General features: G+C 37.2%; 22 protein-coding genes. 1 reads left to right on the top strand and 21 read right to left on the bottom strand.

The genetic code is table 11. The features are described from left to right. Positions 1-482: 482 nt before the first annotated feature. From FY048_RS12755 to FY048_RS12695, 13 genes are all read right to left on the bottom strand, one after another. Entirely contained in the window at positions 483-1,400 is a 918-nt protein-coding gene (locus tag FY048_RS12755; protein ID WP_446091378.1) for a hypothetical protein, read from the bottom strand. Between the two features lie 240 nt (positions 1,401-1,640). Next, a complete protein-coding gene (locus FY048_RS12750) occupies positions 1,641-2,861 on the bottom strand; it encodes a chloride channel protein (RefSeq protein ID WP_446091377.1) in 1,221 nt (406 codons plus the stop codon). 304 nt (positions 2,862-3,165) lie between these two features. Continuing rightward, entirely contained in the window at positions 3,166-4,884 is a 1,719-nt protein-coding gene (locus tag FY048_RS12745; protein ID WP_446091398.1) for an acetyl/propionyl/methylcrotonyl-CoA carboxylase subunit alpha, read from the bottom strand. Next, entirely contained in the window at positions 4,884-6,467 is a 1,584-nt protein-coding gene (locus tag FY048_RS12740) for a 5-oxoprolinase subunit B/C family protein (RefSeq protein WP_446091376.1), read from the bottom strand. Before FY048_RS12740 ends, FY048_RS12745 begins: the two co-directional genes overlap by 1 nt. A gap of 32 nt (positions 6,468-6,499) precedes the next feature. Then, positions 6,500-7,315: a putative hydro-lyase gene (locus FY048_RS12735; protein ID WP_446091375.1), complete on the bottom strand. Its 816-nt coding sequence runs from the start codon at positions 7,313-7,315 to the stop codon at positions 6,500-6,502. A gap of 2 nt (positions 7,316-7,317) precedes the next feature. Further along, positions 7,318-8,082, bottom strand: coding sequence for a LamB/YcsF family protein (locus FY048_RS12730; RefSeq protein ID WP_446091374.1), 765 nt, complete (start codon positions 8,080-8,082; stop codon positions 7,318-7,320). Between the two features lie 34 nt (positions 8,083-8,116). Further along, entirely contained in the window at positions 8,117-9,370 is a 1,254-nt protein-coding gene (locus FY048_RS12725) for an NRAMP family divalent metal transporter (protein ID WP_003650999.1), read from the bottom strand. A 340-nt stretch (positions 9,371-9,710) separates the two neighbouring features. Beyond that, the gene (gene mumR / locus FY048_RS12720; RefSeq protein ID WP_446091373.1) at positions 9,711-10,622 is read right to left on the bottom strand and encodes a LysR family transcriptional regulator MumR; all 912 of its coding nucleotides are present in this window, start codon (positions 10,620-10,622) and stop codon (positions 9,711-9,713) included. Positions 10,623-10,717: 95 nt separating this feature from the next. Continuing rightward, positions 10,718-11,662, bottom strand: a complete 945-nt coding sequence (locus FY048_RS12715) for a DUF4424 family protein (protein WP_446091372.1) — start codon at positions 11,660-11,662, stop codon at positions 10,718-10,720. Between the two features lie 124 nt (positions 11,663-11,786). Next, positions 11,787-12,131, bottom strand: coding sequence for a hypothetical protein (locus FY048_RS12710; RefSeq protein ID WP_446091371.1), 345 nt, complete (start codon positions 12,129-12,131; stop codon positions 11,787-11,789). Positions 12,132-12,443: 312 nt separating this feature from the next. Beyond that, the gene (locus FY048_RS12705; protein WP_003650983.1) at positions 12,444-12,902 is read right to left on the bottom strand and encodes a hypothetical protein; all 459 of its coding nucleotides are present in this window, start codon (positions 12,900-12,902) and stop codon (positions 12,444-12,446) included. 250 nt (positions 12,903-13,152) lie between these two features. Continuing rightward, positions 13,153-13,347 (bottom strand): hypothetical protein, encoded by a 195-nt coding sequence (locus tag FY048_RS12700; RefSeq protein WP_035364364.1) that lies wholly within the window; start codon positions 13,345-13,347, stop codon positions 13,153-13,155. A gap of 77 nt (positions 13,348-13,424) precedes the next feature. Further along, positions 13,425-14,351 (bottom strand): AraC family transcriptional regulator, encoded by a 927-nt coding sequence (locus FY048_RS12695; RefSeq protein WP_446091370.1) that lies wholly within the window; start codon positions 14,349-14,351, stop codon positions 13,425-13,427. Positions 14,352-14,460: 109 nt separating this feature from the next. Between FY048_RS12695 and FY048_RS12690 the strand changes: the two genes are divergently transcribed. Further along, entirely contained in the window at positions 14,461-15,426 is a 966-nt protein-coding gene (locus tag FY048_RS12690; protein WP_446091369.1) for an oxidoreductase, read from the top strand. A 36-nt stretch (positions 15,427-15,462) separates the two neighbouring features. Here the strand turns inward: FY048_RS12690 and FY048_RS12685 are convergent, their stop codons facing one another. The 8 genes from FY048_RS12685 to FY048_RS12650 form a co-directional block, all read right to left on the bottom strand. Beyond that, a complete protein-coding gene (locus tag FY048_RS12685; protein ID WP_446091368.1) occupies positions 15,463-15,780 on the bottom strand; it encodes a hypothetical protein in 318 nt (105 codons plus the stop codon). Positions 15,781-15,922: 142 nt separating this feature from the next. Further along, positions 15,923-16,627 (bottom strand): hypothetical protein, encoded by a 705-nt coding sequence (locus FY048_RS12680; RefSeq protein WP_446091367.1) that lies wholly within the window; start codon positions 16,625-16,627, stop codon positions 15,923-15,925. A gap of 333 nt (positions 16,628-16,960) precedes the next feature. Then, the gene (locus tag FY048_RS12675; RefSeq protein WP_446091366.1) at positions 16,961-17,260 is read right to left on the bottom strand and encodes a hypothetical protein; all 300 of its coding nucleotides are present in this window, start codon (positions 17,258-17,260) and stop codon (positions 16,961-16,963) included. 49 nt (positions 17,261-17,309) lie between these two features. Beyond that, complete coding sequence (locus tag FY048_RS12670) at positions 17,310-17,762, bottom strand: hypothetical protein (RefSeq protein WP_446091365.1); 453 nt, start codon at positions 17,760-17,762, stop codon at positions 17,310-17,312. A gap of 391 nt (positions 17,763-18,153) precedes the next feature. Beyond that, complete coding sequence (locus FY048_RS12665; RefSeq protein WP_446091364.1) at positions 18,154-18,408, bottom strand: hypothetical protein; 255 nt, start codon at positions 18,406-18,408, stop codon at positions 18,154-18,156. Positions 18,409-18,410: 2 nt separating this feature from the next. Beyond that, positions 18,411-18,845 (bottom strand): hypothetical protein, encoded by a 435-nt coding sequence (locus FY048_RS12660; protein ID WP_446091363.1) that lies wholly within the window; start codon positions 18,843-18,845, stop codon positions 18,411-18,413. Positions 18,846-18,899: 54 nt separating this feature from the next. Next, on the bottom strand, positions 18,900-19,574 hold the full coding sequence (locus tag FY048_RS12655; RefSeq protein ID WP_446091362.1) for an SMI1/KNR4 family protein: 675 nt from the start codon (positions 19,572-19,574) through the stop codon (positions 18,900-18,902). Between the two features lie 9 nt (positions 19,575-19,583). Further along, positions 19,584-20,009: an HNH endonuclease gene (locus FY048_RS12650; protein ID WP_446091397.1), complete on the bottom strand. Its 426-nt coding sequence runs from the start codon at positions 20,007-20,009 to the stop codon at positions 19,584-19,586. Positions 20,010-20,062: the final 53 nt, after the last annotated feature.

Raw genomic sequence — 20,062 nt, 5'->3', positions numbered from 1 at the left:
TAAAGACCAATTGGGCCGTATGGCTAGAGAGAGTTTGGCAAAGACCAAAAATTGAGAAGAATTAGTACGCATAGCGAACTCCTTTGGCTATAAAAGAAGTTTCACCGCATTACTGCTAAATAATGGTGGCGAAACGAAAGAGGGTTAGCAGACTGGAGCCAAAGAATCCAGCACACCCGAAGGTGTCCCCCTCCCGTTCCGCCGCAGAGGGGGCACGCAGGGATTTCCACAAAAAAGTTACTACTTTTTCGTGTACTTTGGCTGATGGTCTGCTAAAACCAACTGGCAATGTGGCCAGCACGCAAAGGATAGTATTCGCTCTTGTTGGCGTCAAGCGTAGAAAATATAGTTTGTATTAAGTTCGAGCGGTTGGGGAAATAAAAAATAGGTAAGTCAATCATCACGAAAATTTAACTTACCCTAATCCTATTAATTTTAGATAAATGTTTTATAAAGTTTTTTGACTATATAAAATTAAATTTTTATGGTTCAACCATTTCACCACTATAAAAAACTCTATTGGAATTATTCGTTAAGCTTAAAGTCATTATTAAGTGATCTTGATCTAATTCATTAAACTTAGAAACCTCTATTGTTCTCCCACTATCACACTCATATAAAGCATATACTGACAACTCCTTATCTATAAGCTTGGAGTATCTAGTTTCGCCTTCTAAGGGATTTTTAGTATAAGTACAAGTTCCAGAAGTATTTAATTCAGGTCTATTAGCATTTTTAAAATCCATATTAAAAGAGGTTCCTTTTTCATCAATGAAATGGATATCTAATTTTAAGTGTGAAGGTCCTAAAGTTGTTAAATTAGGTGAGCTAAGATTTGTCGAAGTACTTTCATTTAACTCCTCCTCTAATACTTTAGGTTGCTCTTCTTGAGATGAAATATCAATATCCTTCGTATAGGAAGCACTACTCTCAGCTTGATAATCAATATTATTTATAGGATTATTAAATTTATTCTCATCTTGATATACGCTATCAGTTTCACTGTAGGCTGGTTGCTCAACATAGCTGTTGGGAGAATTCAATAAATAAATTATAATTCCTACACATACAAAAATAATTAAAATTAAAAAATAAATAAGTGATTTACCTTTTCTTTTTTCAGGTTCTGTATAAACAGTTTTTAAATTTTTCTCATAGGAATTCGATTTTGAAAATTTATTCTTTAACGCATCAAAACTTAGACCAATTGTTCCTAGAACTGTTATAGCTGCCATAACAATTAAAGGAGCAATAACTGAGCCTAAAAGAAAAACACCTACTGTCCCCATAAAACTATGAGGTTCTATGATTGAATAAGCAACATAGTAAGGCAATAACAAAGCTAGAATATAAATACACCAAACAAAAAAATATCCGAATATTAGTAATAATGCCTGCATAAATAAGCTCCACCCAAGAATTTATCCCAGTGTAATATATTGAGCTGTTATTTGTTACCATTAAGGATATTTAAATAATCAATCTTGTATATAACTAAATATACTCAACCTTATTTTTTTATACTTAATATTAAAAAGTACTTTAATCTTTTTTTGAGATTATTTTCAGCTGTAATCTTCAAATTAATTTTAACTAGAACTAACGAAGCAAGAATCAAGTAACCCACCTAATAAACTTCTCTAATCCATCAACTTTTTACGGCGATACAACCCACAATTTCCAGAAAATAGCGCTGCCAACAAACAAGTAATGATGGCATAAGTGGCAACATTCATTCCAAATAGCTCAACAGCTAAAATAATAGACGTTAATGGCGCCTTACTCGCCCCTGAAAACAGACTCACCAAGCCTAACCCTGCAAGCAATGAAATAGGCAGATTTAAAACCGCCCCTAAAGCATTACCTAATGTCGCCCCCACATAGAACAACGGTGTAATTTCACCCCCTTTAAAGCCTGAACCTAGAGTAATGGCAGTAAAAACGGTCTTATTAAAGAAGTCATAAAACTCAATCGGTACATAAAAAGATGAAATAATTTTATCTGTACCCAAACCATTGTATTGCTGATGTGCGGTGAACAAAGTAAGTAGCATAATGACAATGCCGCCTGCCATCGTTCTTAAGGGCAAATAACGAATGTATTTATAAAAGACGTCACTCGCAAAATGAATGGACGCAATAAAGAAACGTGCGACCAAACCAAAGATCAGACCTGCCACAATTAAGTTCATGAGCGTACCAAAATGAATGGCAGGAAACTCACTAATCACATAAAAAATATGTGGATGAACAATATCGAATAGCTCAGGGATGGTCGAAGCAATGAGAGCCGACACAAAACATGGAAAAATAGCTGAGTATCGCAAGTTACCTAAAGCGGTAATTTCTAAACCATAGATTGCACCCGCCAGAGGCAAGCCAAACACCCCTGCAAAGCCCGCACCAATACTGGCGATTAAACAAATTTTTCGGTTATCTTCCGAGATTTTTAAAATATGGCTCAAATGATCAATTAAAGCACCTGAAAGCTGAACGGCTGGCGCCTCACGCCCTGCCGAACCACCAAACAACTGCGTTAAAATTGAAGTGATAAAAATGATGGGGCTCATTCGTTTCGGAATAAACGACTTAGGTTGATGAATTTCATCAATCAGTAAATGGGTTCCCCGTTCAATGGGTGATCCATATTTTTTAATGAGATAACCAATGCCAAAACCGACAAAGGGTAAGAAATAAATCAGCCAGTGATGCAGGCTTCTTACTTTATTAGAGATATCAAAAGCGACAAAAATTAAAGTCGATGCCAGCCCCGCTACAACCCCAATCACAATCGATATGACGAGCCAATAGACACTGTATTTTAGAATTTGATCATATTCAGATGAAGGTAGAATTTTCATTCGCTTTCTTCAATTCGCCTTTGAGTGGATGCCAAATTCTCAAATTTTTTTATGTTGCCAGCTCATTAAGTGAGAAGTGCTTAAACTGGGCTAAAAATTAAAGCTCGCATACGCGAGCTTTTATACAGTGATTAATTTTGATATCACTAAACTGTGATAAATATCTCATAACCAGCACAAGCTTTCAAGTTGAAAATGGTTAACAACAATTGCGAAAAATGGCTAATTTACTTGATCGATAAAAATATATTCCGACTGACCTGACTAAATTAAAATCTAGTCAGGTGAAATCATTTATTTAAACTTAATTAATGCTTCCAATGACGGTTTCTGCATGGCAGGTCGCGCCTTTCTCTGCGCTAATCTGAATAGCTCCACTACGGTGGGCAAGCACCTGCACTTCCATTTTCATGGCTTCCATAATCGCAACCACTTGCCCTTCTGACACTTGCTCACCATTTTCGACTTTCCAAGCACTAATCACACCATTAATTGGGGCAAGTAAATGCTCGGCACTTACTTCTGGCTCGTTAGTCTGCACTTGAACTGCGGTTGCTGGCCCTTGTGCAAACATGCCCGCTGGTAGACCTAAGCGGTGTAACTTGCCATCAATTTCAATGTAGCTGAGCAACATCGGTTGTTGATGGTTTGGAATACCACGTTTGGTCGGCTTTAACTCTTGTTTAAAGTCATTTTCAATCCAACGCGTATGTACATTAAACTCATCTGTAAAGTCAGGTTCGTTTAATACCGCACGGTGAAAATCTAGAACTGATGCCACACCTTCAATTTTAAATTGTTTTAAAGCACGTTTAGCGCGAGCAATTGCAACTTCACGGGTTGGACCAGTCACAATCAGTTTTGCCATGAGCGAATCAAAATGACTCGATACTAATGAACCAGTGCGAACACCTGTATCAACTCGTACACCGTTACCAAACGGCGCTTCAAACAAACTCAACACACCAAAGGCTGGAATGAAACCACGTGCTGGGTCTTCGGCATTAATTCGAATCTCAATGGCGTGGCCTTGGGCTTTTGGTGTTTCTTTAATAGAAAGTTCATGGCCCTGTGCCACGCGAATTTGCTCAACTACTAAATCGACTTTAGAAGTTTCTTCGGTCACTGGGTGCTCAACTTGCAAACGGGTGTTTACTTCTAAGAATGAAAGCTTGCCATCACGACTCAGTAAGTACTCAACTGTTCCCGCCCCCACATAGTTTGCTGCCTGACAAATGTCTTTTGCCGAAGTTAATATTTGTTGGTAAATCTCTTCGCTAATAAATGGTGCTGGTGCTTCTTCAACTAACTTTTGGTTACGGCGTTGCAACGAGCAATCACGTGTACCAAGCACGACAATGTTGCCGTGTTGGTCGGCAATCACTTGTGCTTCGACATGACGCGGCTTATCTAAATATTGCTCGACAAAACATTCACCACGGCCAAAGGCAGCTTTTGCCTCTCGGACTGCCGACTCATAAAGCTCTTTCACTTCTTCGAGTTTCCACGCAACTTTTAAACCACGGCCACCGCCACCAAATGCGGCTTTAATGGCAATAGGTAAACCAAATTGTTTAGCAAACTCTAAAGCTTCATCGCCATTGTTGAGTGGGTCTTGTGTACCTTGAACTAACGGCGCACCGACAGAAGCAGCAATTTTACGTGCTTCGATTTTATCGCCTAGTTTTTCAATGGCACTTGGGGATGGCCCTACCCATTTTAAGCCTGCATCAATCACGGCTTGGGCAAATTCGGCACGTTCAGACAAAAAGCCATAACCCGGATGAACCATAGTCGCTTTCGATTTTTTTGCAATTTCAATAATGGCAGGAATATTTAAATAGGTTTCGCTCGCGGTAGCGCCAGCCAAGCCCCATGCTTCATCTGCAAGTTCGACATGCATGCTGCCAATGTCGTCATCTGCATATAACGCGACCGATGCAATTCCCATGTCACGGCAAGCATGAATAATACGAACGGCAATTTCACCACGGTTAGCAATCAATAATTTTTCTGTATTCATCATTCATTCTCAAAATCTGTAAATTCGGCAATTTTTTTAAATTTGATGTGGCAACCTGCTGGTATCTGCGCTACTAAATCCCAATGGTGTTTAGCAACAGCGCCAATGACTGGATATCCACCCGTTAAAGGGTGATCATTCATAAACAAAACTGGTTGGCCGCTCGGTGGAATCTGTAAAGCACCAATGCATGTGCCTTCACTTTCTAGTTCATGGGTAATTTTGCGAGTTAAAGGCTGCTCCCCTGAAAGTCTGAGTCCGACACGGTTGCTTTCATTGGTCACGAGCCATTCTTGCTGGCACAGCAGTTCAATACTGTCTTGTTCGAACCAGTCTGTGCGTGGTCCCATCACAATATCTAGCTCAACCAACTCGCCAGCTTTTGGCAAATCGAACTTGCCCACTTCATTTACACTAATGTTGGCTGCCTTCACTTGTCCTAGATGAATCGTATCTCCAAGCTTTAAAGGCTCTGGACCTAACACCGCCAAGCTGTCAAACGAGGCACTATTCAGCACTGGTTCAACATCTATGCCACCACGAACTGCCAAATAGTTTCGAAGCCCTACTGTTGGTGGCTGAATTTGAAATTCATCGCCTTCATCCAAATCAATCGGCTGATAGCTTTCAAAGTCTGCGGTTTGTCCATCGGTAAATTTCACACGAATGGTTGAGATTGCACCTGCAACCGCAATCACGGCTGCATGCTGCATTTTGGCTTTTAAGCCACCGTTTAAAACTTCAATTACGGGTGTGTCGGTTGGATTACCCACAATTCGGTTAGCACTATGCATGGCAGACACATCCATTGCACCTGCAACGCCAACGCCAATATTGGTCTGGTTTAAGCGCCCTTCATCTTGGATGAGCATCTGTAGACTCGGCGCAGTGATCGTAAACAGTGGCGTAGATTGTTTCGGCTCAACCGTACGAGTAATTTGCTGCGGTACATTTACGGTTATTGGACTATGCGAAACATCCTCAAAATGTACGGTCATGCCTGGTAAAAGTAGTGCTGGATTTGTACGCTCTAAATCCCACATTTTTTCAGATGTTGTACCAATAAGCTGCCAGCCACCCGGACTGTCTTTTGGGTAAATTCCAGAGTATTTTCCAGCTAAACCCAAAGAGCCTGACGGTATTTTTTTACGCGGAACTGTTAAGCGTGGAATATCGGTAAAAGGCCGATCGGGACTGCTCATATAAGCAAAGCCCGGCGCAAAACCAATAAAAGCGACATTCCACACGCTTTGGTGATGTTTTCTAATCACATCTGCCACAGACAAACCTTGCAACTCTGCAACTTGAGCAAGGTCTTCGCCATCGTAACGAATCGGTACAATCACTTCTTGGCCGCTACGCTCAAATCCAGAATCAACTTTGAGGCTCTGAATTGAAGCAACCAGCGTTTTAAAATTGGTTTCGATCTCGTTAAAAAAAACCAAAATTGTTTTTGCAGCGGGGACTAAGTCTTTAATTCCATTCAATTGCGTATTTTGCAATTTATTGTACAACGCCAAAGTTTCTTCTAGGCTCGCGAGCTCAATCAGAAAACAATCGGCGTTTACCGATAAAAAACGCATTTGCTTATCCTTTTAATTCTTCTTTAGTCCAATTAGCCAATCCAAGCACGGTCAGGAATGTCGGTAATAAACATATGACCCGGTGCATGACTAATGGCAAAAGGAATTTTCGAGTTCATGACTGCCGCTTGCGGTGTTACCCCACATGCCCAAAACACTGGAATTTCACCCGCTTCAATACGAGAAGCATCACCAAAATCAGGCTTGTTTACGTCCAAAATCCCTAAGCTTTCAGGGTGCCCGATATGCACAGGTGCACCATGAACACTTGGCATACGCGCGGTAATTTTTACTGCTTCACTAATTTGATGAGATGGAATCGGTCGCATTGAAACCACCATATTTCCAGAAATACGCCCTGCTGGCTGGCACTGAATATTGCTCAGATACATCGGTACATTGGTGTCATCATGAATATGGCGAACTTCAATACCCGCTTCTTGCAAAGCTGTTTCAAACGAAAAACTACAACCAATTAAGAAAGTCACCAAATCAGGATGGGCATTATAAATCTCGCTTGCATCGGTCACTTCATTAACCATTTCTCCATCTTTCCAAACGCGATAACGTGGGAAATCGGTGCGGATGTCTGAGTCTGCAGCAAGCTTTGTTGCATAGATGCCTTCTTCGAGCACATCAAGCACTGGGCAGCTTTGCGGGTTACGATGTGCGTAAAGAAGGAAATCGTAAGCCCACTCTTTTGGCACCGAAATCATGTTGACCTGTGTCATACCCGCAGCCATGCCTGCTGTTGGTTTATCAAACCCTGCACGGATTTTTAAACGCGCATCTAAAGCGGCTTCAAGCTGAGCTGGGTCGACTTTAATATCCTTATACATGGTGCTCATCCTTATGCTTTGTTTACAAATGGGCGAATTTCAATATTGTTTTTTACAAGCTCAGCTTTAATGGCTGCCGACATCTCAAGCGCACCGTCAGTGTCGCCATGTAGGCAAATGGTATCGGCTTGAATTGGGGTAAATACACCGTCAATTGACTCAACTCCACCATTTTTAAGCATTGAAACCACACGACTGGCAACAAATGCCGAGTCATGTAAAACCGCACCTTCTAAACGTCGAGATACCAATGAACCATCACTGTTATACGCACGGTCAGCAAAAGCCTCGGACACAACTTTTAAACCAGCCGCGCGTGCTTGTTCCACTAAGTTTGATCCAGCCAAAGCCACTAGCACCAGTTCAGGGTTATACATTTTAATCGCGTCAATCACTGCGGCTGCCTGAGTTTGGTCATGTGTAATGGTGTTGTAGAGCGCGCCATGCGGTTTAACGTATTGCACTTTTGAGCCTGCCACTTTTGCCAAACCATCGAGTGCAGAAATTTGGTAAAGCACATCGGCAATCAGTTCGTCACGTGACAAATCCATATTACGGCGGCCAAAACCAACAAGGTCTGGGTAAGACACGTGAGCACCCACGGTCACACCAAGCTCAACTGCTTTACGAACTGTTTTTAAAATGCCGAGCGGATCACCTGCATGGAAGCCACAAGCAATATTGGCACTGGTCACGACGGGTAAAATCTGGTCATCATTGCCCATTTTCCATGAGCCAAAGCTCTCACCCAAATCACTATTTAAATCTACAAACATGGCATTATTCCTTTATTACTTAACAAAGTCTGGCTTAAAGCTTAGTCAAATAGTTAAACACTGTCGTAAACGACATATAGCCCATCCACCACGTCAACAGACATGTTAATCCACCCAAAATAAGTAACCATTTTGGATAGTTATAATTACCCATTAAATCTTTACGACACGCAGCAACATACACAAAAATTGTAAGGCCAATTGGCAACACTAAACCGTTAAAACCACCCACAAAAATGAGTAGACCTGCTGGAGTTGCGCCCAATAATACATAGAGCAATAAAGCCAATGCGATAAAGGTAATGGTCGTATAGTTGTTTTGCTTTGGTGTTAAGTTCTTTTTAAACACGTTAAAGAACGACACAGAAGTATATGCTGCGCCAATGGTGCTACTAATGCCGGCTGCCCAGAAAATTAAACCAAATAATTTAAAACCAAATGTGCCCGCTGCATATTGAAATGCTTGAGCTGCCGGATTGGCGTCATGGCTGGCTAAATCAATATTTGCACCACTCACCACTACACCTAAGAATGCTAAAAACAGCACATAGCGCATGATGCCGACAACAATAATGCCCTTGGTTGCAGCTTTAGCGACTTCATCAATATTTTCAGGGCCAACAGCACCTTTATCGAGTAAACGGTGTGCGCCTGCATAACAGATATAACCACCAACCGTACCCCCCACAATGGTGGTAATAATGGCAAAGTCAATCTGATCTGGAGCAAAGGTCTGATGTACAGCTTGTCCCACAGGAGGCATCACAATAACGGCAACAATAATGATCAGGAGAATTTTAAGCAATCCCAACACGATCATGCTTTTATCCATGGCAAGCGTTGCTTTTCTTGAGGCAAAAATCAAAATGGCTAACGCACCACTTAAAATACCGCCCCACTTTGTGTCTAGGCCAAAAAGCGCATTTAGACCTAAAGCCGCACCTGCAATGTTACCAATACTAAAGAAAAAACCACCTAGAATGACCAGAAATGCCAGTAAGTAGCCACTGCCGGGAATTGCTTTATTGGCAATATCCGATGCACGCATTTGAGTGAGTGTGACCACTCGCCAAATATTTTGTTGAACCACATAATCAATCAGAATGGAAACTAAAATGGCAAAGCCAAATGCCGCGCCTAACTTCACTGTAAATACAGCAGTTTGGGTTAAAAATCCGGGCCCCATTGCAGAGGTCGCCATCATAAAGATTGAGGCAACAATGGCCCATTGGCGATCTGATAAAAAAGAAGATTTCAGTAAAGACATATTAATGCGTTCCTCATCCATTTGAGCTTAACAACGCTATTTGCAAGTTGAACCAAGAACATCATTTTTCCCAAACAATATTCTTTAATCCTTTTAAATGACAAAGATTCCCTGTTCCCCAATCAACACAATCGGTGATCAAATCTTGTATCTAAAATAAAAACATAGCTAATCCCTACGGACAATAAGACTTTTTACATAAAAATAAAAAACCAAATATTTGATTTTAAAACATTTAATATTTATTAAAAAATCAGGATAAGTTTTACTTATCAAACTTCATAAGCTGCTTTTATGACTTTGCATGCAAGCAGCCTATTTAAAATAAGAAAAAATATTTTATGAAAAATAATAACAGCGCTTATTTTTGGATTTTCTCATTGAGGCTTTTCATGGCACTTTCCGAGACTTTAACCGCAACCTCTGTCAATTTTTCTTTCAAGGCAACGTCATTACCTTGAATGTAGATCGAGGTGAAATGAAAGGTCTTTAACTGAATCGGTGTATTTAATATTTCCAGTCGACCATCTGTAATTTCTTTTAAAGCGGTTAAGGTCGGCACGACAGCAATGCCTAAGCCCTGCTCAGCTAAACGCAACAGAGTTGCCAATGAATAACTGGTAATTGAAAGTGGTTCATCAATTCCTTGTTCTTTCATTCTGGCTTTCAATTCTTTATAGGGATAGGTAATTTTGGGATAAGTTAAAATGGTATGAGACATGAGAGTTTTAAAAGACATTTGAGCCACACAGCCCTTAAATGACGGTGAAGCCAAAAAGCTCAGCTCAAAGTCACACAATGCCTGTTCAATACATTCAAAAGCCAAAGTTGGTCCAAGTAAAAAGGCCATGTCCAAATCACCTGTACGCACACCTTCTTGTAAGTTAGGCGTCAGGTCTACCACAATTTCTACTGAAACTTTCGGGAACTCTTGTTGAACCTTTTCGATATATTCAACTAACCATGTATAAACAATGGTTTCTGAAACTCCCAAACGAATGATGCCAGTTAGATGCTGGTTTTCGGTCAGTTCTGCGACTAAATCTGTTTCTAGACGCATAAATTTTTCGGCATATTTAAATAATGTCATACCTTTGTGCGTCAGTTTAAATTTTCGCAAACTTCGGTCTAAAACTTTAAAACCTAATTCATTTTCAAGAGATGTGATTTTTTGAGATACCGCAGGCTGAGTGGTTTGCAATTTAGTTGCAGCTTTATTGAAGCTATTTAAAGTCACAACCCAATAAAAAGCTTCCAGATTCTTTAAATTCACGTTTCATCCCACATTAGAAATCCCTCTACTTTTATAGTATGGAATTTCTTAACGTGATTAGGCTAGCCATTTATTCATTTTTATTTGAGTGTGGCTTATTTCACTCTCACAAAAATAATGTCTAAGTCTCGTTTTGGTACAAACTTGGTTTTGATCATTTGAAATTGAGTTGGGCTAATTTTTTTGACTTGCCCATCCCAACAAAATGAAACTAGCTCACCTTTATCACGCTCAATGGTTAACTTAAAATTTTCAATTGGTTTTGCCCAATTTGCACCCGTCGTCAAAATATAGCCCAAAGCACTAAATGGTGAATTTTCTGCACTGGCTTTTTTTAAGCCCTGCTTAAATTGATTATCCATACAAAATTGTCGGCTATCTTCCTCGGGATATAAGGCAACAGAACCACCCACCAAAGGTTTATATTCATGGTGAATTTTAGTCAAACTATTGGCTTTAAAGGTTTGCTTCCAACTATAGATCACTTGAGATGACCAAGGGATTACATCATCTTTTTTAAAATTGGCTAAAATTTTCTGTATTTGTGGTTTATTACATTGCTTTAGCTTATCTACATAATATTCATAATCATAGTTATTACGTAGCCACGGGTTGAGCATATCTTTTTCATTAAAACCGCATTGCTTAAACTCATCCGTTGCATCAATCAGAGGCGATTTTTCATCTTTTTGAATAAACGTTCTGACATGCATTTCCGGTTTTATATTTTTTCCATCCACCACGATCTTAAAACTTTTTAGAAGTTCTTCTGTATGGGCAAAATCAGACTCAAAGAAATTATCAATGCGCGGTAGTGGAAATAAAATGGTTTCAGTAACATCTTTATTGCTTAGGTTTTTATAGAGGTAATCGACTTTAATCAGTTTTTTACTAATAAATAGATCTTCGCTTTGCATCGCAATCTGCGAATTTTTGAGATATTGAATCCCACCCGTACCGACATAGCCCGTGGAATCATTGGCTACACTATAGGTCGATAGTTGAATTAATACAGCAAAAGTCATTACAAGCTTTTTCATTTTAAAGCGCTCTATGTCATTTTCTAATTATGGAATGTCAATCTAAGATAAATCATATTATATATTTCACCCACAAAAAACCGTCTAAAGACGGTTCGTTCATGCATTTAAAATCTAATTCATTTTAATGATAATTTAGTTTCTGCCTTATCATCCTTTTTTGCACACTAATTTTTCCAATAAAGTTTGTTAACCATAAAATACACTCATCGCGGTGTTCAAAGTGAGGAATCAAACTCAGGTCAATTTTTATATCTCGATCTGCCAAAGGTAGACTCAAACAATATTCAAAGTCGATCGATTTATATTTTAACCTCAGGTCTTTTACTTCGGCCTGCTTTTTGATTTCCGCCATAATTCGATTGAGGTTAACAATCAAGTTATTTGAAACTTGGTTATTTTCATAAATACGTTCATATACATTTTCAGCAACGTCTATGTATTTAATTAACTCGGCATTTTCATTCATATTATTTATATTCCCCTTTTTTTAAAGATTATGAACAGCTAAATGTTTAATTGCGTTACTTGACACATTGCTTATGTGAAAACCGTATATTTTTCTTTATTAACAAATATCACTAAGATATTGTTATTTATTATAATTCAATAGATATTTGCACATTTGTATACATTTAATATTTTCTAAAATCTAAATTTAGACAATATTAAAAGTTAGTTAGGATGAGATTAAGACAAAAAAAACCGCCCCAGAAGGCGGTCGCTGAAGTTAAACCAGCAGTATATAGAAGTGTGGTGGACGGTCACTTCTACATTCTTTTTATGAGGGAGTTTTATTGGTTTTACTAAAATCTTCAGATTTAAAATAATTGATAATCATGTCTGCATGCTCTTCTTTTTGAGGAGCTACAGATACGGGAAATGCATCTTTCGACATCTTAAAACCTGGTGGAAGAAATTGCGAAATTGGTGGCAATTTAGGTTTTCCACCTTCCGTAATTCGTTCAATAAAACCAGCTAACCATAGAAGATACTCTCCTTCATTTGCAAATTTTGGCATGACACTCAAGTCAATTTGAACTTTGCATTCACTTAAAGGTTTGGTTAAGTTCTCTTCAAAATCTATATAGTTGAACTTGAGCTTAAACTCAGTTCCCTTGATCGCTTTTCGAATCTGACTAATTAAACAGTTAAGATTCTGAGTAATGTCATCAGTGAATAAGCTATCTTTTTTAATATTTTTATAAACCTTTTCGGCTACAGCTAAATACTTTGGCATTAACCTCTCTCCGTACTATTGTTATAAAGTGCTGATCTAAAAATCTTTTATGACTTTGATTATGCTCAAAGAAGTGTAAGTAAAGGTAATCTTATAGGTGCGGTTTGTAAGTAATTAGCATCTTATGTAAAGACAGCCTAAAAAACACCTAAAAAAATTATGGTTTTGATAACTCATCCACAAAATGAATGGTTGAATAGAGATAATTAGAAACATTTACTTTCATATTATTTTATACCAATTGGTAAAATTAATATGTTTTCATCTGTTTATCACGTCGCATCAAACCCAAAACAGATCTACGCACTCTTATTTCTTCTTCAGAAAAAGGCAAGTGTTCTGTGAGTTCGTGAATTGGGAGAGAATTATTTTCTATCAAGAAACAGTCTTGCTCTGTTGTCCAGTTAGAAGTGGTTGATTCAATTTGCTTTAGATAACGTTTCATATTTCCTAGCAGATTTACACATACAATAAGCCTGCCTTTAGAGCAAGCTTAGCTTAGATTTTTTTTGGCGAGCATTATTATAGCTGTTTAGAGGTATCTAATCGAGCAGTACGATATTGAGTAGGTGAACAGCTAAATATACGTTTAAATGCAGTACTAAATGCAGCTTCTGACTGATAACCTACTTCATAAGCAATATTCAGGATTTTCTTTTCACTTCGAATTAACATATCAACCGCGAGCTGCATTCGCCAATCTATTAAATAGTTTATCGGGGATTGACCCACTACTTTACGAAAATGTTCCGTGAAAGAGGTTCTGGACATACCAGCAATATTTCCTAATTCTGCAACACTCCATGGATAATCAGGCTTCATATGCATAGCATTCATTGATCGGACAAGACGTTGATCAGAAAGTGCAGCCAACCATCCAGTATACCTTTCTTGACCCGGACCTAACCAAAATCGTAAAACTTGTAAAAGCATAATCTGAGCTAAATGATTAGTCATAAGTTCATTACCTAAGGTATCTTCCATTAATTCGATACTAAGTTGTTGAATCGCCCATTGTAGAACTGATACTTGATTAGAAGCATTTTTTAGATGTACAAAGGGGGGAAGAGCTTTTGTGAGCATACTTCCAATATCCCCATCAAAATCAAAACTAATACTAATTAGAAAAAAATCTCCTCCACCGTTCCACACGGTAATCTTCCCCCCCTTTCCATCATAAACACAAGAAGAATCGACTGCGGGTGAATTAAGATTATTCGTTGCTATAAATGGCTCGCCTCTTGTAAGCAGAGCACAATCCCCCTCTTCAAAAAGAAGAGGATTTTGTTCATCTTCTGATTTGATCCAGCAATGCCCCTTTAAAATAGTATTAAATTTTATTCCCTCAAATGCTGGAAAACTAATGGCCCAGTCCCCACCCGCATCTAAACCGGTTACTTTACTTTTATTAATTTTTAATAAAGATAGTACATTTGATAAAGCATCCATCTAGAAAATTCCGAACGATTAAAAAAGGAAGTTGGCTTTTTGATTATGGTTTATCCAATAATTACTGTCCATACTGCTTTATGTCTTATTGAACATAGAAGTAAATCAAATGAAAAATGCACAATATATCTTTCAATATCCATTAGGCTCAAAATTCGATATAAATAGCTCAGCACAAGATGTTTTGGCTGATATAAATTTAAAAAATAAAAATGTCATCATTACTGGTGGACATTCGGGTATTGGATTAGAAACTACCCGAGCCCTTGTAAATGCAGGTGCAATTGTTACTGTCGCCTCTCGAAATGTTGAAGAAGCGAAAGCTGCTACAAATGATATTTCTGGTATTCAAATTGAGGCTTTAGACTTAGCAGATCTAGATAGTGTTTATCAATTCACTCAACGTATATTAGATCAAGGAAATCATATTGATATTCTTATTAATAATGCTGGTGTGATGGCTTGTGCTGAGGCTTATGTAGGGAATCGGTGGGAATCTCAATTTGCAATTAACCACTTAGGTCACTTTGCCTTGACTAACCAACTGTGGCCACTATTGAATGGGGGGGCACGTGTCATTACATTGTCATCAGCAGGTCATCAAATTTCTCCCATTCGTTGGAATGATATTAACTTTAAACAAGGCTATGATAAATGGTTAGCTTATGGACAAGCTAAAACAGCGAATTCTCTATTTAGTGTGCACTTAGACAAACTTGGTAAAAATTATAATGTACAAGCATTTTCAATTCATCCAGGAAGAATCTCTACCCCACTTCAACGTCATTTAAGTCATGAAGAAATGTTTGCAATGGGTTGGATTGATAAAGAAGGAAACTCTACAGTTAGCAATCTAAAGACTCGTCAACAAGGTGCAGCGACTACATTATGGGCCGCTACAGCACCCGAATTAAAATTATTTGGAGGCTTATATTGTGAAGATTGCGATATAGCTAAGTTAAATACTAGTGCAGAATTGACTTTTGCGGGAGTAAAACCTCATGCGCTTGATTCAGAACAAGCTGAACGATTATGGGGCTTATCAGCTGAACTAACTGGTATAAATGCATTTTAATATAAAAAAGCCCACACACTGTGGGCTTCCTACTCATTATTTTGCGGCATTCACCCCAACAATAAACTGACTACAATTAGAACCTTCAGATGCATTACCTAATTGCTTTTCAGAGAATTTAAATTTGGATGCAACAGATTCATAATCTTTTTTAAGGCTTTGACCTGTGAACTCACCTAGCTCTTTTACTTGTTCAGGTTTCAAGATCCCATGCTCAACAGCTTGGTTTACCATTACACATGCTGTGGTCATCGCGTCATAACGTGCAGCAGTTTTAGAGTAACCTAGAGCGCCGATTACTCCACCAACAATTAAGCCAATAATTACCGCTAAAGTTACGTGCATTTTATTCATTTTTTAAATACCTAAAAATCTAACCATAAAGAGGAGCACTTCAAAAGGTTGTGCTCAAGTTCAGTTAGGATAAATGTATTTATCTGATATCAAAAATTAGAATCTGTCAGATTTTTTGATAGATAAAGATATTTCTAAATCATCAAGGTAAAAATGCATTTGTTAGGAATACAAATCCGACAGAGAAAAAAGCATTATCCTGATGAGAGATTTGATTGCCATAACTTGCATCTAACTGAACAAAGTCTTTATAGACCATGTATCTAAAACCTGTCTGGTAAAAGGAGTCGTTTCGGTCATTACCATATACTTCGGCAGTGAGCGTTAATGGATGAGTAAGTTGTGTTTCGGTTCCAATTCCCCACGTGGTCTGGTTTTTATGCGTGGTATTTTCATGTAACCAACCGAGGTTGGCATGGATTAAAAATTTATCATCGAAAGTAGAAACACTTAATGGAACGTTAACAGTCCAATCTTTCTTAGAAGAATCTTTAGTATTCATTTGAGTGCCAAAAGAAAAACCAACTCCCCAATCATTGGTTTCTAAAGGCTTTAATAAGGTTTTACCTTGTAAGGTTGCATAGCTGACGTGCTCAGTATCATCGTTTACTCTTCCCAGCCCTACAGCAAACTCAAAATTGCCACCAAAATTACAGGCAGGCATTGCCCAATATTCTTTGTTGTCAGGATTATGCTGCATCCATGTTTCGAGTTGACAGGTTTTTGGTGAAACAAGAGCTGCATCGTCAACAACCATAGGTCGTCCACTATGGCTAGCGTTAGATAAAGCCAATAAACAGAAACCTGAAATAAGTGAGCGTTTCTTTAAAGTAAATACCACTGGCATCACTCCCATAAGTTATGGAGCATATGCGAGTACTGCAACCCGTCATGATTAAATCATGGGCTAATAATAGAAATGAAAAGATAAAAATAAAAAACCTCTTCTTGCATCCACAAAAAGAGGTCTGTAAGGACTTCAGTGGATACTTAGACTATTACCGATCGACTACCGTCACTCGAGCAAGTACTCACATTGAAGCTCCTAAAAATTAGTTGGGCGGATTCTAAAATTACCTTTGTTAAATATCAAGTTAAAATTTAGTGACAAGCTAAGTTACAAAACATTCACTTATACTCTTCTATTAAAAATAATTGATTACTAGAGTCCGAATATTCTCTATATATAAATATTCAATTCTGTCTCTTTTTCTAATGCCATTTCAAGTAAAGACTTCAGAATAAATAAATATTCAATATCTGGATAATCACTTATATATTGATTTGTAGTACTAAGTACATCTTTCAAAACTTCTTGGCCAGTAATTTTCTCATCCTCACCTGTGCTAATCATTAATCCAAATTTACTATTTAAGTCATCAAAATAACCTATATCCCACAAGGTATTAATCTTATCTTCTTCTAATGGGACTATTGTCATGGTCTTCGGATCTTCTTCACCATAATTATGTTTTTCCACAGCATCTTGATCATGTGGAACTATTAAACATATCATTTATTGACTCTAGTTATGGAGTATTTAATGAATGAATAGTTTCTTTTTCAGGAATATTCCATTCTTTTTTTACTTCCAAAATAGAGCAAGAATCTTGAAAATCTGTCCAACTATATTCAAGAACTAAATCTTTCTCATAACATCTATAGGTAGCAACTCCATAGTCATTTTGATATATACCTATATAAACTAACTTAGCATCTTTAATACAATTCGCATGATATTGGACTCTTCCTCTATTTATAGGATCTATTAGATTAATAGCTTTTAAGTTAATATCTTTGACTTTTCCATAAGAACAACTCTCCATAATCATATTCTTTTTCTTCATAATCTCACCCAAATATAATGCTTTAAAAATATGATTATATTTAATAAATGTATTGAGTTTAGTTTTCCAATCAAAAAAGAAAATTAATAGACCAAAAAAAATCAATAAAATTAGTATATATTTTAAATACTTCACTATATTCTCCAGAGTGTAGCGAGTTACACTACACTCAATATTCAAATTATTACTTCCACTTCCCAGGTGTTACAAACCAATAAGTTCTTGGTTAAGATATAGGCATTTCTTCATTATAAATATTATTTCTATAATTTACAGAAGGAGTATTACCCAAGATTAAGCTAAAAGTTTTAATTCCTGTATCTTGAACAAAACGTCCATAATCAGGTTTCCAACTATATGTATCTGGGCGAAAAGTTACGACTCCTGTGGCTAGATAGTTACCATTTGAATACTTATTAATAGTACTGGAAAAATCGACGGATATTTAACCAAAAGGGTGGCTTATTAATAAACTACTCTTTTATAAGTCTAATTAATTTTCAACAAAAATAATATATTTGGTTTCTTATTTTTTATCATAATTTATTAAATCATTTTTGGCGATTTCTATGACTTTATAGAAATCCTCTAATGAGAATTTAATATCTATTTGATTGGGAATGGCTCTTAAATCTAAGAGAAAATCTATCTCAATATTCCCAATACCATTTTCTCGATTTAATTGAAAAATTCTGTAACTATAAAAATAAACTTCAACCGTTAAGAATTCAAATTCAATATTGCTGGCAAAAATAATTTCGAAATTAGGGGGAAGAGACATATCTATTTATTCCATTTAGGATCTAGTAAACCGGAGAAAGAGTTATCAGCATTAAAACGGACTCCTTGACGTCCTGCATGTTTATCCCAAGCTCTAATAAGGGCAGTAATACCTTGTTCACTATAAATTTGGTTTGCGGATCTGATTAAATTATCTATTTCTGTTTGTCTTCTTGCTTGAAACTGAAATAATCTATTCTGTAAGAATAATACATCATTAACATTGTAAGTTGGTTGCCAAGAGGGTACTAACTTTTGATATCTAAAGTTAGGGTCAAAGCGTCTAATTTCTGTCTCAATTCTTGTAACGTTAGCACTAATAAGAGGATCAGACATAGGGCGAATAGCTGCAATTCTACCAATTCGAGAATTCAATCCATCTACAATAGGGTTCCCATCTGCATAAATATAAGGATTCAATTCACCTTCTAAGCCCATACTGAAAATTGTATGCTTAGCCTTGAATTTAATTCGCAACTAAGCATATTTTAATTAAGAACTAAGTTTGCTTCTTAATGAAGAGATTATTACATCATACCCATTAAAGAATTCAGAATTTCTGATAGCAGTCTTGAGAGCTATTTTAATATCTTCTTTCGAAAAAAAAGGGATAAGATATTCAACAAACTCTGGGCGAATATTAATAACAGCACTTTCTAGAATTGAGCTCCCCAAATCATCTCTTTCATCAATAATAGATTTATCCTTTTCTATCATTTTTTTCAAATCATCTAAACTTCCTGTCTTTAAAAATTCATCCAATCCATCTCTATAAGGAGGAATCTGCAAATGGTTAATAAAATCAGTAAAAGACTCTGCTATACAAATATCTAGTGCTTGATCCATACCAATAAAATAAATTTTATTATTCGTAAGGTTTAAAGCAATTTGATTTCCTCCTTCATCACAACCAATTGCAAGAAAATTTTTCATATTTACAAAGTCTTTAAAATTCGAGTACTTCCATTCAACATCCTTGTAATTAGGTTGAAAAAAGCCATAAAAGAGATGAACTTTAGAGTCTCCAATTTGACTAGAAATATTAAAATAAGTTTTCTCTGGTTTTTCTCCATTATATCTTTTTAAATAATTTTGATAATCTTCAGGTAACGAGCTGCCAATTTTTTCCTCAAAACTATTGATAATTTCATCTGTAATATTGGTCATATTCTGTTCCTATTTTTTACTAGGCGGAGGATTTGGGGGCAAGAAAGAAGGACCTCCACTTGAATATAAATAAGTCGTAGGATCAATAACTTCTGCTGCATTTGCTGAGAAACTTAATATACTGATTAGAGAAGTCAAAGCAACGGTTTTCGCTCTATTAACAACTGCTACACCACCGCTATGCCTTACCGCATCATGAATTTCAAGTGGAATAAGTTGCATGGTTACACCATCCTCATAGTGATGCCAAATATAACCTTCTGGTGTTTTCCCAAATTTAGCAAGGCGATTAGCCTCTGTAAAATCACTGGTATAGTTTCCTTTTTGTCCTTTATCTAGTTTCACAATTGCTTTCGCATATGGAGTAAAAATAGGAAAACCGTTTTTTGAGAATTCCACCCCTTTATAAATTGTACCAGCCCTAGAACCATTCATAAGGCGAATTTCCTGCTGAGCTTGCTTAATAATAAAATCAGCGGGAACTCTTG

Source organism: Acinetobacter sp. 1124_18A (assembly GCF_052824995.1).
Note: the sequence above shows the minus strand (reverse complement) of the source record. Positions and strands in the feature narration are given on the sequence as shown.

Bases quoted from the DNA above. Each gene is read 5' to 3' on its own strand.
- FY048_RS12755 (WP_446091378.1), bottom strand. From the start codon at position 1,400: ATGCAGGCATTATTACTAATATTCGGATATTTTTTTGTTTGGTGTATT.
- FY048_RS12750 (WP_446091377.1), bottom strand. From the start codon at position 2,861: ATGAAAATTCTACCTTCATCTGAATATGATCAAATTCTAAAATACAGT.
- FY048_RS12745 (WP_446091398.1), bottom strand. From the start codon at position 4,884: ATGAATACAGAAAAATTATTGATTGCTAACCGTGGTGAAATTGCCGTT.
- FY048_RS12740 (WP_446091376.1), bottom strand. From the start codon at position 6,467: ATGCGTTTTTTATCGGTAAACGCCGATTGTTTTCTGATTGAGCTCGCG.
- FY048_RS12735 (WP_446091375.1), bottom strand. From the start codon at position 7,315: ATGAGCACCATGTATAAGGATATTAAAGTCGACCCAGCTCAGCTTGAA.
- FY048_RS12730 (WP_446091374.1), bottom strand. From the start codon at position 8,082: ATGTTTGTAGATTTAAATAGTGATTTGGGTGAGAGCTTTGGCTCATGG.
- FY048_RS12725 (WP_003650999.1), bottom strand. From the start codon at position 9,370: ATGGATGAGGAACGCATTAATATGTCTTTACTGAAATCTTCTTTTTTA.
- FY048_RS12715 (WP_446091372.1), bottom strand. From the start codon at position 11,662: ATGAAAAAGCTTGTAATGACTTTTGCTGTATTAATTCAACTATCGACC.
- FY048_RS12710 (WP_446091371.1), bottom strand. From the start codon at position 12,131: ATGAATGAAAATGCCGAGTTAATTAAATACATAGACGTTGCTGAAAAT.
- FY048_RS12705 (WP_003650983.1), bottom strand. From the start codon at position 12,902: ATGCCAAAGTATTTAGCTGTAGCCGAAAAGGTTTATAAAAATATTAAA.
- FY048_RS12700 (WP_035364364.1), bottom strand. From the start codon at position 13,347: ATGAAACGTTATCTAAAGCAAATTGAATCAACCACTTCTAACTGGACA.
- FY048_RS12695 (WP_446091370.1), bottom strand. From the start codon at position 14,351: ATGGATGCTTTATCAAATGTACTATCTTTATTAAAAATTAATAAAAGT.
- FY048_RS12690 (WP_446091369.1), top strand. From the start codon at position 14,461: ATGAAAAATGCACAATATATCTTTCAATATCCATTAGGCTCAAAATTC.
- FY048_RS12685 (WP_446091368.1), bottom strand. From the start codon at position 15,780: ATGAATAAAATGCACGTAACTTTAGCGGTAATTATTGGCTTAATTGTT.
- FY048_RS12680 (WP_446091367.1), bottom strand. From the start codon at position 16,627: ATGCCAGTGGTATTTACTTTAAAGAAACGCTCACTTATTTCAGGTTTC.
- FY048_RS12665 (WP_446091364.1), bottom strand. From the start codon at position 18,408: ATGTCTCTTCCCCCTAATTTCGAAATTATTTTTGCCAGCAATATTGAA.
- FY048_RS12660 (WP_446091363.1), bottom strand. From the start codon at position 18,845: ATGGGCTTAGAAGGTGAATTGAATCCTTATATTTATGCAGATGGGAAC.
- FY048_RS12655 (WP_446091362.1), bottom strand. From the start codon at position 19,574: ATGACCAATATTACAGATGAAATTATCAATAGTTTTGAGGAAAAAATT.
- FY048_RS12650 (WP_446091397.1), bottom strand. From the start codon at position 20,009: ATGAATGGTTCTAGGGCTGGTACAATTTATAAAGGGGTGGAATTCTCA.